Source organism: Streptomyces aurantiacus JA 4570 (assembly GCF_000414115.1).
Classification (GTDB): domain Bacteria; phylum Actinomycetota; class Actinomycetes; order Streptomycetales; family Streptomycetaceae; genus Streptomyces; species Streptomyces aurantiacus_A.
On sequence record NZ_AOPZ01000478.1, the window covers coordinates 16,278 to 29,409 of the forward strand.

At 66.3% G+C, this 13,132-nt stretch carries 12 protein-coding genes; all 12 read right to left on the reverse strand.

Going from position 1 to position 13,132, the window contains the following annotated elements:
* Positions 1-33 precede the first annotated feature (33 nt).
* Positions 34-315: a 30S ribosomal protein S19 gene (gene rpsS, locus STRAU_RS35235; protein ID WP_003948639.1), complete on the reverse strand. Its 282-nt coding sequence runs from the start codon at positions 313-315 to the stop codon at positions 34-36.
* A 12-nt stretch (positions 316-327) separates the two neighbouring features.
* Positions 328-1,164, reverse strand: a complete 837-nt coding sequence (rplB, locus tag STRAU_RS35240; protein ID WP_016645178.1) for a 50S ribosomal protein L2 — start codon at positions 1,162-1,164, stop codon at positions 328-330.
* A 39-nt stretch (positions 1,165-1,203) separates the two neighbouring features.
* Positions 1,204-1,620, reverse strand: a complete 417-nt coding sequence (gene rplW, locus STRAU_RS35245) for a 50S ribosomal protein L23 (protein WP_016645179.1) — start codon at positions 1,618-1,620, stop codon at positions 1,204-1,206.
* A complete protein-coding gene (gene rplD, locus STRAU_RS35250; protein ID WP_016645180.1) occupies positions 1,620-2,276 on the reverse strand; it encodes a 50S ribosomal protein L4 in 657 nt (218 codons plus the stop codon). The genes rplW and rplD overlap by 1 nt, the downstream gene beginning before the upstream one ends.
* Positions 2,277-2,283: 7 nt before the next feature.
* Positions 2,284-2,928, reverse strand: coding sequence for a 50S ribosomal protein L3 (gene rplC, locus STRAU_RS35255; protein WP_016645181.1), 645 nt, complete (start codon positions 2,926-2,928; stop codon positions 2,284-2,286).
* 14 nt (positions 2,929-2,942) lie between these two features.
* Positions 2,943-3,251 (reverse strand): 30S ribosomal protein S10, encoded by a 309-nt coding sequence (rpsJ, locus tag STRAU_RS35260; RefSeq protein WP_003948644.1) that lies wholly within the window; start codon positions 3,249-3,251, stop codon positions 2,943-2,945.
* A 542-nt stretch (positions 3,252-3,793) separates the two neighbouring features.
* Positions 3,794-4,987, reverse strand: a complete 1,194-nt coding sequence (tuf, locus tag STRAU_RS35265) for an elongation factor Tu (protein ID WP_016645182.1) — start codon at positions 4,985-4,987, stop codon at positions 3,794-3,796.
* A gap of 149 nt (positions 4,988-5,136) precedes the next feature.
* On the reverse strand, positions 5,137-7,263 hold the full coding sequence (gene fusA / locus STRAU_RS35270; RefSeq protein WP_016645183.1) for an elongation factor G: 2,127 nt from the start codon (positions 7,261-7,263) through the stop codon (positions 5,137-5,139).
* A gap of 39 nt (positions 7,264-7,302) precedes the next feature.
* Entirely contained in the window at positions 7,303-7,773 is a 471-nt protein-coding gene (gene rpsG / locus STRAU_RS35275; RefSeq protein WP_003974303.1) for a 30S ribosomal protein S7, read from the reverse strand.
* A gap of 2 nt (positions 7,774-7,775) precedes the next feature.
* Positions 7,776-8,147 (reverse strand): 30S ribosomal protein S12, encoded by a 372-nt coding sequence (gene rpsL, locus STRAU_RS35280; RefSeq protein ID WP_003948652.1) that lies wholly within the window; start codon positions 8,145-8,147, stop codon positions 7,776-7,778.
* Between the two features lie 383 nt (positions 8,148-8,530).
* Positions 8,531-9,064 carry a DUF1707 and DUF4190 domain-containing protein gene (locus STRAU_RS35285; protein WP_016645184.1) on the reverse strand — a complete coding sequence of 178 codons (534 nt, stop codon included), beginning with the start codon at positions 9,062-9,064 and terminating at the stop codon, positions 8,531-8,533.
* Positions 9,065-9,169: 105 nt separating this feature from the next.
* Positions 9,170-13,084 carry a DNA-directed RNA polymerase subunit beta' gene (locus STRAU_RS35290; protein ID WP_016645185.1) on the reverse strand — a complete coding sequence of 1,305 codons (3,915 nt, stop codon included), beginning with the start codon at positions 13,082-13,084 and terminating at the stop codon, positions 9,170-9,172.
* Positions 13,085-13,132 lie beyond the last annotated feature (48 nt).

A 13,132-nucleotide genomic window follows, 5' to 3' on the forward strand; every position in this document is an offset into this window, starting at 1 on the left:
CCTTCGGTGTTAGTCATAGTCGTTCCACCCCGCTTAGCGGCGCTTCGACTTCCGGTCGTCCTTGACGTGGCCGCGGAAGGTGCGAGTCGGCGAGAACTCGCCGAGCTTGTGGCCGACCATCGACTCGGTGACGAACACCGGGATGTGGGTCTTGCCGTTGTGCACCGCGATCGTGTGGCCCAGCATGGCCGGGACGATCATCGAGCGACGGGACCAGGTCTTGATGACGTTCTTGGTGCCTGCTTCGTTCTGTACGTCCACCTTCTTGATCAGGTGGTCGTCGACGAAGGGCCCCTTCTTGAGACTGCGCGGCATCTAAACCCGCTCCTAGCGCTTCTTGTTCGTCTTGCGGCGGCGGACGATGTACTTGTTACTCGCCTTGTTGCGATCACGAGTACGCATTTCCTTCTTGCCCCAGGGCGAGACCGGGTGGCGACCACCGGAGGTCTTGCCCTCGCCACCGCCGTGCGGGTGGTCGACCGGGTTCATCACGACACCACGCACGGTCGGGCGGACGCCCTTCCAGCGCATGCGGCCGGCCTTGCCCCAGTTGATGTTCGACTGCTCGGCGTTGCCGACCTCGCCGACCGTGGCGCGGCAGCGCACGTCGACCAGGCGGATCTCACCGGACGGCATACGAAGGTGGGCCATCGAGCCCTCCTTCGCCAGCAGCTGCACGGAGGCACCCGCGGAGCGGGCGAACTTGGCGCCACCACCCGGACGGAGCTCGATCGCGTGGATCGTGGTACCGACCGGGATGTTGCGGAGCGCGAGGTTGTTGCCGGGCTTGATGTCGGCGCCGGGGCCGTTCTCAATCCGGTCACCCTGCGACAGGCCGCGCGGAGCGATGATGTAGCGCTTCTCGCCGTCTGCGTAGTGCAGCAGCGCGATGCGCGCGGTGCGGTTGGGGTCGTACTCGATGTGCGCGACCTTCGCCGGCACGCCGTCCTTGTCGTGACGACGGAAGTCGATCACGCGGTAGGCGCGCTTGTGTCCGCCACCCTGGTGGCGAACGGTCACACGACCGGCGTTGTTACGGCCGCCCTTGCTGTGCAGCGGGCGGACCAGCGACTTCTCCGGCGTGGACCGCGTGACCTCGACGAAGTCGGCGACGGAGGAGCCACGGCGGCCCGGCGTCGTCGGCTTGTACTTGCGGATTCCCATTTCTCAGTCCTCGTCCGATATTCGGACCAGGGCGCTCCGTTAGGAGGCCTGGCCGAAGATGTCGATACGGTCGCCCTCAGCGAGGGTCACGATCGCGCGCTTGGAGTCGGCACGCTTGCCGAAGCCCGTGCGGGTGCGCTTGCGCTTGCCCTGGCGGTTGAGCGTGTTGACGCCGGTGACCTTGACCGAGAAGACCGCCTCGACGGCCTGCTTGATCTGGGTCTTGTTGGCGCCGGGCGCGACGACGAAGGTGTACTTGCCCTCGTCGAGCAGCGCGTAGCTCTTCTCGGAGACGACCGGCTTGAGGAGGACGTCACGGGGGTCCGTGAAGCTCTTGCTCAGCGGCGTCTCAACGGTGTTCTTGCCCTCGGTGGCGTGGCGCTTCGCCTTGGCGACGCGCGCGACCTTGGCGGCCTTGGCCGCCTTCGAGGCGATAGCGGGGTGACGGATAGCCATCAGACCTCGCTCCCTTCGGTGTCGTTGGCCTTGGGGCCAGACACGAAGGACTCGAGCGCGGCCTGGGTGAAGACCACGTCGTCCGAGACGAGAACGTCGTACGTGTTGAGCTGGCCCGGCTCCAGGATGTGGACCTGGGGCAGGTTGCGCGCGGACAGCAGCGCGGCCTCGTCCGAGCGCTCGATGACCAGGAGCACGTTCTTGCGCTCGCTGATCTTGCCGAGCAGGCTCTTCGCGGCCTTGGTCGACGGGGTCTCGCCCTCGATCACGCCGGAGACGACGTGGATGCGAGCGTTGCGGGCCCGGTCGGTGAGGGCGTGGCGCAGGGCCGCGGCCTTCATCTTCTTCGGGGTCCGCTGCGAGTAGTCACGCGGCACGGGACCGTGCACGACGCCACCACCGGCGAACTGCGGCGCGCGGGTCGAGCCCTGACGGGCGCGACCGGTGCCCTTCTGGCGGTACGGCTTCTTGCCGCCGCCGCGGACCTCGCCACGGGTCTTCGTCTTGTGCGTGCCCTGACGGGCAGCGGCCAGCTGTGCGACAACGACCTGGTGGATCAGCGGAATGCTGACCTTCTCGACGTCGAAGATCTCCGCGGGGAGCTCGACGGTCCCGGCCTTGTCGCCTGCCGGCGAAAGGATGTCAATGGTGCTCATCGGTTCCTCAAGCCCCCTTGGCCGCGGTACGGACCAGGACGAGGCCGCCGTTCGGACCGGGCACCGCTCCCTTGATGAGGAGCAGACCCTTCTCCGCGTCAACGGCGTGAACGGTCAGGTTCTGGGTGGTGACCCGCTCGTTGCCCATGCGGCCCGCCATGCGGAGGCCCTTGAACACACGGCCCGGGGTGGCGCAGCCACCGATGGAACCGGGCGAGCGGTGCTTGCGCTGGGTGCCGTGGCTGGAGCCGAGGCCACCGAAGTTGTGGCGCTTCATGACACCGGCGAAGCCCTTGCCCTTGCTCTTGCCGGTCACGTCGACCTTGACGCCGGACTCGAAGGTCTCGGCGGTCAGCTCCTGGCCGAGGGTGTACTCGCTGGCGTCAGCGGTACGGATCTCGACGAGGTGGCGGCGGGGGGTGACGTCGGCCTTGGCGAAGTGGCCCTTGAGGGGCTTGTTCACCTTGCGCGGGTCGATCTCGCCGAAGGCGATCTGGACCGACTCGTAGCCGTCGATGTCATTCTTACGGACCTGGGTAACGACGCAGGGCCCGGCCTTGACCACGGTCACCGGGACGACACGGTTGTTCTCGTCCCAGACCTGGGTCATGCCGAGCTTCTCGCCCAGGATGCCCTTGATCTGCTTGGTCATCTCTTCCGTGCCTCTCAGAGCTTGATCTCGATGTCGACGCCGGCCGGAAGGTCCAGGCGCATCAGCGAGTCAACGGTCTTGGGCGTGGGGTCGAGGATGTCGATCAGGCGCTTGTGCGTGCGCATCTCGAAGTGCTCGCGAGAATCCTTGTACTTGTGCGGCGACTTGATGACGCAGTACACGTTCTTCTCAGTGGGCAGCGGCACCGGGCCCGCGACCGACGCACCAGTACGCGTCACCGTCTCGACGATCTTCTTCGCCGAGGAGTCGATGACCTCGTGGTCGTAGGCCTTGAGCCGGATGCGGATCTTCTGTCCCGCCATGGCTACTTAGTAGTCCTTTGTCTCGAACGCTCTGGCACCTCAGGAGGCCCTGTTTTCTACTTCCATCCGACCCACGCGGTCGGGCGTGTCGCAGTCCCGCTCACACAGATCTCCCGAAGGATTTCCCTGCTAGGGGCTGCGGCCCTTGAAACGACCGCGGGTCCGGGGGAAGAAACCCACCGGGCGCCTGGTCGAGCCACCTTGCCGCACTTCCCGGAAGATTCCCGTACGTCCGCCTCAGCGCTGCCTTTCGGCAGTTGGGGCGACGAGTACCGTGGGACTCGCTTCCAGTCCTCCCGGCGGGAGGCGCGCAGCATCGGCACTCAACCGAGCAACCTGAACAGTGTGCCATACGTGGGACGACGAAGGCCAATCGAGCGGCTTGTCAAGCGGCGCGGCCGTGCCGGAGCCCCCGGACAACCACAAGCGGGCACGACAAGAGGACATGACAAGAGGCCCCACCCGCCGTAATGGCGCGTGGGGCCTCTCGCTGCGCTCAGTTCAGAGCAGCCGGGTCTCCCCGACCAGCAAGCAAGGGAACCTTACTTGTTGATCTTGGTGACCTGGCCGGCGCCGACGGTCCGGCCACCCTCACGGATGGCGAACTTCAGGCCCTCTTCCATGGCGACGGGCTGGATGAGCTCCACCTTCATCTCGGTGTTGTCACCCGGCATGACCATCTCGGTGCCCTCGGGGAGGGTCACGACGCCGGTCACGTCCGTCGTACGGAAGTAGAACTGCGGGCGGTAGTTGTTGAAGAACGGGGTGTGACGGCCACCCTCGTCCTTCGACAGGATGTACGCCTGCGCCTCGAACTCGGTGTGCGGGGTGACCGAGCCCGGCTTGATGATGACCTGGCCGCGCTCGACGTCCTCGCGCTTGATGCCACGGAGGAGCAGACCGACGTTCTCACCGGCCTGGCCCTCGTCGAGCAGCTTGCGGAACATCTCGATGCCGGTGACCGTGGTGGTGGTCTTCTCGGTCTTGATGCCGATGATGTCGACGGTCTCGTTGACCTTGAGGACACCACGCTCGATACGACCGGTGACGACCGTGCCACGACCGGTGATCGTGAAGACGTCCTCGATCGGCATCAGGAACGGCTTGTCGACGTCACGCTCGGGCTGCGGGATGGACTCGTCGACGGCCTTCATCAGGTCGAGGACGGTGTTGCCCCACTCCTTGTCGCCCTCGAGCGCCTTCAGAGCCGAGACCTTGACGACCGGAACGTCGTCGCCCGGGAACTCGTACTCGGAGAGGAGCTCACGGACCTCGAGCTCGACGAGCTCCAGGATCTCCTCGTCGTCCACCATGTCGGCCTTGTTCAGGGCGACGACGATGTACGGAACGCCGACCTGGCGGGCCAGGAGCACGTGCTCCTTGGTCTGCGGCATCGGGCCGTCGGTGGCGGCGACCACGAGGATGGCGCCGTCCATCTGCGCCGCACCCGTGATCATGTTCTTGATGTAGTCCGCGTGACCGGGGCAGTCGACGTGGGCGTAGTGGCGCGCCTCCGTCTGGTACTCGACGTGCGCGATGGAGATCGTGATACCGCGCTGGCGCTCCTCGGGAGCCTTGTCGATCTGGTCGAAGGCCGAGGCCTCGTTCAGGTCGGGGTACGCGTCGTGCAGCACCTTGGTAATGGCGGCCGTGAGGGTCGTCTTACCGTGGTCGATGTGACCGATGGTGCCGATGTTGACGTGCGGCTTAGTCCGCTCGAACTTCGCCTTCGCCACTGGGGTCCTCCTGTGGAGTGGTTCTGTACGCCTTACTTCATCGGCGCCAGGTGATCTTTGCTGGGGTGCCGACCGCCGGGGCATTCCTCACGGATTGCGGGGTTTGCCCCGGCAGACGGTGTCAAGCCTAAAGCGTGTACTCGGGTGAGTTACTCGCCCTTGGCCTTCGCGATGATCTCCTCGGCGACGTTCCGCGGAACCTCGGCGTAGGAGTCGAACTGCATCGAGTAGCTTGCGCGACCCGACGTCTTGCTGCGGAGGTCTCCGACGTAGCCGAACATCTCCGAGAGGGGCACGAGGCCCTTCACGACGCGAGCGCCGCTGCGCTCCTCCATGGCCTGGATCTGGCCACGGCGGGAGTTGATGTCGCCGATGACATCGCCCATGTAGTCCTCGGGCGTGGTGACCTCAACGGCCATCATCGGCTCGAGGAGCACGGGGCTGGCCTTGCGCGCGGCCTCCTTGAAGGCCTGCGAACCGGCGATCTTGAAGGCGAGCTCGGAGGAGTCGACCTCGTGGTACGCACCGTCGAGCAGCGTGACGCGCACGCCGGTCATCTCGTAACCGGCGAGGATGCCGAACTGCATGGCCTCCTGGCAGCCGGCGTCGACCGACGGGATGTACTCCCGCGGGATGCGACCACCGGTGACCTTGTTCACGAACTCGTACGACGCGTCGCCGTCCACGATGGGCTCGATCGCGATCTGCACCTTGGCGAACTGACCGGTACCACCGGTCTGCTTCTTGTGGGTGTAGTCCACGCGCTCGACCGTCTTGCGGATCGTCTCGCGGTACGCGACCTGCGGCTTGCCGACGTTCGCCTCGACGCGGAACTCGCGCTTCATGCGGTCGACGAGCACCTCGAGGTGAAGCTCGCCCATACCACCGATGATGGTCTGGCCGGTCTCCTCGTCCGAGTGGACCTGGAAGGAGGGGTCCTCCTCCGAGAGGCGCTGGATGGCGACACCCAGCTTCTCCTGGTCGCCCTTGGACTTCGGCTCGATGGCGACCTGGATGACCGGCGCCGGGAAGTCCATGGACTCCAGGATCACCGGCTGCTTGTCGTCACAGAGCGTCTCACCCGTGGTGGTCTGCTTCAGACCCATGACGGCGACGATGTCACCGGCGCCCACCGACTCGATCTCCTCACGCTTGTTCGCGTGCATGCGGTAGATCTTGCCGATGCGCTCCTTCTTGCCCTTGACGGAGTTCAGCACCGCGGTGCCGGAGTCCAGGCGGCCGGAGTAGATCCGGACGAAGGTGAGCTTGCCCAGGTGCGGGTCGCTCGCGATCTTGAACGCGAGGGCCGACAGGGGCTCGGCGTCGGACGGCTTGCGCTTGACGACCTCGTCCGGGTCCTTCACGCCGTGGCCCTCGATGGCCTCGACGTCCAGGGGCGAGGGGAGGTAGCGCACGACCGCGTCGAGCAGGGGCTGAACGCCCTTGTTCTTGAACGCGGTGCCACAGAACACGGGGGTGACGGTGGTGTCGCCGCCCTTGCCGGAGGCGATGGTGATGCGACGGATCGCCGCGTACAGCTGGTCCTCGGTGGGCTCCTTGCCCTCGAGGTACAGCTCCATCATCTCTTCGTCGTTCTCGGCCACGGCCTCGAGCAGCTTGCCGCGCCACTCGTCGGCGGCCTCGGTGTGCGTGGCCGGGATGTCGACGATGTCGTAGGCCTCGCCCATCTTGGTCTCGGCGGACCAGACGAATGCCTTCATCGTGACGAGGTCGACGACGCCCTTGAAGTCAGCCTCGGCCCCGATGGGCAGCTGCATGACGATCGGGGTCGCACCGAGGCGGTCGACGATCATGTCGACGCAGCGGTGGAACTCGGCTCCGGTGCGGTCGAGCTTGTTGACGAAGCAGATGCGCGGGACGCCGTAGCGGTCCGCCTGACGCCACACGGTCTCGGACTGGGGCTCAACGCCGGCGACGCCGTCGAACACCGTCACGGCACCGTCGAGCACGCGGAGCGAACGCTCCACCTCGACGGTGAAGTCGACGTGGCCCGGGGTGTCGATGATGTTGATGGTGTGGTCGACGTCGTTCAGCGGCCAGTGACAGGTGGTGGCAGCAGAGGTGATCGTGATGCCACGCTCCTGCTCCTGCTCCATCCAGTCCATCGTGGCAGCGCCGTCGTGGACCTCACCGATCTTGTACGAAACACCGGTGTAGAACAGGATCCGCTCGGTGGTCGTCGTCTTGCCCGCGTCGATGTGAGCCATGATGCCGATGTTGCGCACCTTGGCCAGGTCAAGTGAAGTGGTAGCCATATCGGCTCAGTCTTCTCTCGGTCTCGATGTGGGTAGCGACTACCAGCGGTAGTGCGCGAAGGCCTTGTTGGACTCGGCCATCTTGTGGGTGTCCTCGCGCTTCTTCACAGCGGCGCCGAGGCCGTTGGAGGCGTCGAGGAGCTCGTTGAGCAGACGCTCGGTCATCGTCTTCTCGCGACGGGCGCGGGAGTAACCGACCAGCCAGCGCAGGGCCAGCGTGTTGGCGCGACCGGGCTTGACCTCGATCGGCACCTGGTAGGTCGCACCACCGACGCGGCGGGACTTGACCTCGAGGGTCGGCTTGATGTTCTCGAGCGCGCGCTTCAGCGTGATGACCGGGTCGTTGCCCGTCTTCTCACGCAGACCCTCCATGGCGCCGTAGACGATGCGCTCGGCGGTGGAGCGCTTGCCGTTCAGCAGCACCTTGTTGATGAGGGAGGTCACCAGAGGAGAGCCGTAGACCGGGTCGATGATGACCGGGCGCTTCGGGGCGGGGCCCTTACGAGGCATTCTTACTTCTCCTTCTTGGCGCCGTAGCGGCTGCGGGCCTGCTTGCGGTTCTTGACACCCTGAGTGTCAAGGGAACCCCGGATGATCTTGTAGCGAACACCGGGCAGGTCCTTCACACGGCCGCCGCGCACGAGCACGATGGAGTGCTCCTGCAGGTTGTGTCCCTCACCCGGAATGTAAGCAGTGACCTCGATCCCGCTGGTCAGACGCACACGCGCGACCTTACGCAGGGCCGAGTTCGGCTTCTTCGGGGTGGTCGTGAACACACGCGTGCAGACGCCACGACGCTGAGGGGAACCCTCGAGTGCGGGCGTCTTGTTCTTCTCGACCTTGTCCTGCCGGCCCTTGCGGACCAGCTGCTGGATCGTAGGCACTACTTCTCCGGTTTCTGTGTGCCGAGTAGTAAAGCTAACCTGGAACGTTGCCGACCCACGCGGTCGGGTGTGTCGAATGCTGCAGACTCCCGCTCAAGGCGGAGAGGGCGCAGATTACGGTGGCCGGTATCGAGCCCGCCGTGCGGTTGAAGACACGCACGCGAGCCCAGGCACACCCCAGGCACAAGGTCTGAGCGTACCTACCTCATTGGCTGCGGTCAAAACAAATACCCCGGACCCCGGACACGCCGGGCGCCGCGGGCGGCGTGAGCGGTTGATCGGCCTTCGGCCTCGTCCTCAAGCGCCGTCGGCCTCGTCCTCAAGCGCCGGACGGGCTCCGTCTCCCCCGTCGGCCCGCGATCTCCGCCGCCGGGGGCCCCCTGTCAGCCCGAAGCCGCCACGATCAGCAGCAGGAGCAGCGCCCAGCCCGCGATGGACAGCCAGCCGAGGACCAGCCCCGCCACCGCCATCCCGTCCCCGCCCTCGCGCGTCTCGCGGATCTCCGCGCGGGCCATGTGCCCCACGATGACCGCGGGCACGGCCGTCAGGCCCAGGGTGAAGAACGTGCCGATCCCGCACGCGAGCGCCACGCCGGCCTTGGAGTTCGTGGGCGGCGCCACCGGCATGAAGGTCGGCGGCAGGTGCTGGGCCACGGGCTGCTGGAAGCCGAGCGGGCCCTGCGGCAGATCCGCGACGAGCAGGCTCAACTCCCCCACCGTGCGGGCCTGGTAGGCCCGCTCCACGCGCCGCTCGTACTCGTCCTGCTGCAGGCGGCCCTCGGCGAAGCCGGCGCGCAGCACGTCGACCGCGCGCTCACGGTCGGAATGCCCGGCGAGCATCGGCGGCTGGGCCGGCTGCGCGGCGGGCAGTCCCTGCTTGGGCGGCCACGGCCCCGGCTGCCACGACGGATTCGTCACGCGCGCCTCCCCCGGAAGTTGTCTGCCCCCATGATGCGCCAACGCGCCGCAGGGCGGCCACCCGACCTCGCCGGGTGACCGCCCTGTGGTGTGCGCTGGGCGCGCTTACTGGTTGTACGGACCGTAGTCGTAGTCCTCCAGCGGCACGGCCTGACCCGAACCCGTCCCGAAGGGCGAGTAGTCGATGTCGTCGTAGCCGACGGCCGAGTACATCGCGGCCTTGGCCTCCTCGGTCGGCTCGACCCGGATGTTGCGGTAGCGGGACAGGCCCGTACCGGCCGGGATGAGCTTACCGATGATGACGTTCTCCTTGAGGCCGATGAGGCTGTCGGACTTGGCGTTGATCGCCGCATCCGTCAGGACTCGGGTCGTCTCCTGGAAGGAGGCGGCCGACAGCCAGGATTCCGTCGCCAGCGATGCCTTGGTGATACCCATCAGCTGCGGACGACCGGAGGCGGGGTGACCGCCCTCGGTGACCACACGACGGTTCTCGGTCTCGAACTTCGAGCGCTCGACGAGCTCGCCCGGCAGCAGCTCCGCGTCGCCGGACTCGATGATCGTCACACGGCGCAGCATCTGCCGGATGATGATCTCGATGTGCTTGTCGTGGATCGACACGCCCTGCGAGTTGTAGACCTTCTGGACCTCGCCGACCAGGTGCACCTGGACGGCGCGCTGGCCGAGGATGCGCAGCACGTCGTGCGGGTTGGTGGCACCCACGGTGAGCTTCTGGCCCACCTCGACGTGGTCGCCCTCGCCCACCAGGAGACGGGCACGCTTCGAGATCGGGAACGCCGTCTCGTCGCTGCCGTCGTCCGGGGTGACGACGAGCTTCTTGGTCTTCTCGGTCTCCTCGATGCGGACGCGGCCCGCGGCCTCGGAGATCGGGGCGACACCCTTCGGCGTACGGGCTTCGAAGAGCTCGACGACTCGGGGCAGACCCTGGGTGATGTCGTCACCGGCCACACCACCGGTGTGGAAGGTACGCATCGTCAGCTGGGTACCGGGCTCACCGATGGACTGGGCGGCGATGATGCCGACCGCCTCACCGATGTCGACCAGCTTGCCGGTGGCCAGCGAACGGCCGTAGCAGAAGGCGCAGGTGCCGACCGCGGACTCACAGGTCAGGACCGAGCGGGTCTTGACCTCCTCGACGCCGTTGGCGACCAGGGCGTCGATGAGCACGTCACCGAGGTCGACGTTGGCCGGCGCGATGACCTTGCCGTCGATGACGACGTCCTCGGCCAGCATGCGGGCGTACACGGACGTCTCGACGTTCTCCGTCTTGCGGAGCACGCCGTCCTCGCCCTTGACCGCGATCTTCAGCTTCAGACCGCGCTCGGTGCCACAGTCCTCCTCGCGAATGATGACGTCCTGGGAGACGTCGACCAGACGACGGGTGAGGTAACCGGAGTCGGCGGTACGAAGGGCCGTGTCCGCGAGACCCTTACGGGCACCGTGCGTGGAGATGAAGTACTCGAGGACGGACAGGCCCTCGCGGAACGATGCCTTGATCGGACGCGGGATGGTCTCGTTCTTCGCGTTCGACACCAGACCACGCATACCGGCGATCTGCCGCATCTGCATCATGTTTCCTCGGGCACCCGAGTCAACCATCATGAAGATGGGGTTGGTCTTGGGGAAGTTCGCGTTCATCGCCTCGGCGACCTCGTTGGTCGCCTTGGTCCAGATCGCGATGAGCTCCTGCGTGCGCTCTTCCTTGGTGATCAGACCGCGCTCGTACTGCTTCTGGACCTTCTCGTCCTGCGCCTCGTAGCCCGCGACGATCGCCTTCTTGGCCTCGGGGACCACGACGTCGGAGATGGCCACGGTGACACCGGAACGGGTCGCCCAGTAGAAGCCGGCCGCCTTCAGGTTGTCGAGCGTCGCCGCCACGATGACCTTGGGGTAGCGCTCGGCCAGGTCGTTGACGATCTCGGAGAGCTGCTTCTTGCCCACCGAGTAGTCGACGAACGGGTAGTCCTCGGGCAGCAGCTCGTTGAAGAGCGCGCGGCCCAGGGTCGTACGCAGCCGGAAGCTGTCGCCCTGCTGGTACGCGCCGCCGCCGACGGAGTCTTCGCCGTCCTCGTCGACCGGCGGGGTCCAGCCGCGCGGCGGGAAGGTGCCCACCGGGAAGCGGATGTCGACCTTCGCCTGCAGCGAGAGCTCCTTGGCGTCGAACGCCATGATCGCCTCGGCCGTGGAGCCGAAGGACCGGCCCTCGCCGATGACCTCGCGCTCCTCTTCGTCCGTGGTGAGGAAGAAGAGGCCGAGCACCATGTCCTGGGTGGGCATGGTGACCGGACGGCCGTCGGCGGGCTTGAGGATGTTGTTCGAGGACAGCATCAGGATGCGGGCCTCGGCCTGCGCCTCCGCGGAGAGCGGCAGGTGCACGGCCATCTGGTCACCGTCGAAGTCCGCGTTGAACGCGGTGCAGACGAGCGGGTGGATCTGGATGGCCTTGCCCTCGACCAGCTGCGGCTCGAACGCCTGGATGCCGAGGCGGTGCAGCGTGGGCGCACGGTTCAGCAGAACCGGGTGCTCCGCGATGACCTCTTCGAGCACGTCGTACACGACCGTGCGGCCGCGCTCGACCATGCGCTTCGCCGACTTGATGTTCTGCGCGTGGTTCAGGTCGACCAGGCGCTTCATCACGAACGGCTTGAAGAGCTCAAGCGCCATGGCCTTGGGCAGACCACACTGGTGCAGCTTCAGCTGCGGACCGACGACGATCACGGAACGCGCGGAGTAGTCCACACGCTTGCCGAGCAGGTTCTGACGGAATCGACCCTGCTTGCCCTTCAGCATGTCGCTGAGGGACTTCAGCGGACGGTTGCCGGGGCCCGTCACCGGGCGACCACGACGGCCGTTGTCGAAGAGGGCGTCGACCGCCTCCTGGAGCATGCGCTTCTCGTTGTTCACGATGATCTCGGGCGCGCCGAGGTCGAGAAGCCGCTTCAGGCGGTTGTTGCGGTTGATCACGCGGCGGTACAGGTCGTTCAGGTCGGAGGTCGCGAAGCGGCCACCGTCCAGCTGCACCATCGGACGCAGGTCCGGCGGGATGACCGGCACGCAGTCGAGCACCATGCCCTTGGGGCTGTTGCTGGTCTGCAGGAACGCGGAGACGACCTTGAGGCGCTTGAGCGCGCGGGTCTTCTTCTGGCCCTTGCCGGTACGGATGATCTCGCGAAGCCGCTCGGCTTCCTCATCCAGGTCGAACGACTCAAGGCGCTTCTGCAGAGCAGCGGCACCCATCGAACCGTCGAAGTACGTGCCGAAGCGGTCACGCAGCTCGCGGTAGAGCAGCTCGTCACCCTCCAGGTCCTGGACCTTGAGGTTCTTGAAGCGGTTCCAGACCTCGTCGAGACGGTCGATCTCGCGCTGCGCGCGGTCACGGAGCTGCTTCATCTCGCGCTCGGCGCCTTCGCGCACCTTGCGGCGTACGTCGGCCTTGGCGCCCTCGGCCTCGAGCTCGGCCAGGTCGGTCTCGAGCTTCTTGGCGCGGGCCTCGAGGTCGGCGTCGCGGCGGTTCTCGATCTGCTGGCGCTCCACGGAGACGTGCGCCTCCAGGGAGGGCAGGTCGCGGGTGCGGCGCTCCTCGTCCACGAACGTGATCATGTACGCGGCGAAGTAGATGACCTTCTCGAGGTCCTTCGGCGCGAGGTCGAGGAGGTAGCCGAGGCGCGACGGGACGCCCTTGAAGTACCAGATGTGCGTGACGGGCGCGGCCAGCTCAATGTGGCCCATCCGCTCACGGCGCACCTTGGCGCGAGTGACCTCGACGCCGCAGCGCTCACAGATGATGCCCTTGAAGCGGACACGCTTGTACTTGCCGCAGTAGCACTCCCAGTCCCGGGTCGGACCGAAGATCTTCTCGCAGAAGAGTCCGTCCTTTTCGGGCTTGAGGGTGCGGTAGTTGATGGTCTCGGGCTTCTTGACCTCGCCGTGGCTCCACTGACGGATGTCGTCAGCGGTGGCCAGACCGATCCGGAGCTCATCGAAGAAGTTGACGTCGAGCACTATGCGTCAATCCCTCTCAGGGTTGTAAGTCTTAGGGGTCTGAAACGG

Excerpts from the sequence above, each read along its gene's own strand:
- rpsG (WP_003974303.1), bottom strand. The coding sequence starts at position 7,773 with ATGCCTCGTAAGGGCCCCGCCCCGAAGCGCCCGGTCATCATCGACCCG.
- rplW (WP_016645179.1), bottom strand. The coding sequence starts at position 1,620 with ATGGCTATCCGTCACCCCGCTATCGCCTCGAAGGCGGCCAAGGCCGCC.
- rplD (WP_016645180.1), bottom strand. The coding sequence starts at position 2,276 with ATGAGCACCATTGACATCCTTTCGCCGGCAGGCGACAAGGCCGGGACC.
- fusA (WP_016645183.1), bottom strand. The coding sequence starts at position 7,263 with ATGGCTACCACTTCACTTGACCTGGCCAAGGTGCGCAACATCGGCATC.
- rpsS (WP_003948639.1), bottom strand. The coding sequence starts at position 315 with ATGCCGCGCAGTCTCAAGAAGGGGCCCTTCGTCGACGACCACCTGATC.
- rplB (WP_016645178.1), bottom strand. The coding sequence starts at position 1,164 with ATGGGAATCCGCAAGTACAAGCCGACGACGCCGGGCCGCCGTGGCTCC.
- rpsJ (WP_003948644.1), bottom strand. The coding sequence starts at position 3,251 with ATGGCGGGACAGAAGATCCGCATCCGGCTCAAGGCCTACGACCACGAG.
- rplC (WP_016645181.1), bottom strand. The coding sequence starts at position 2,928 with ATGACCAAGCAGATCAAGGGCATCCTGGGCGAGAAGCTCGGCATGACC.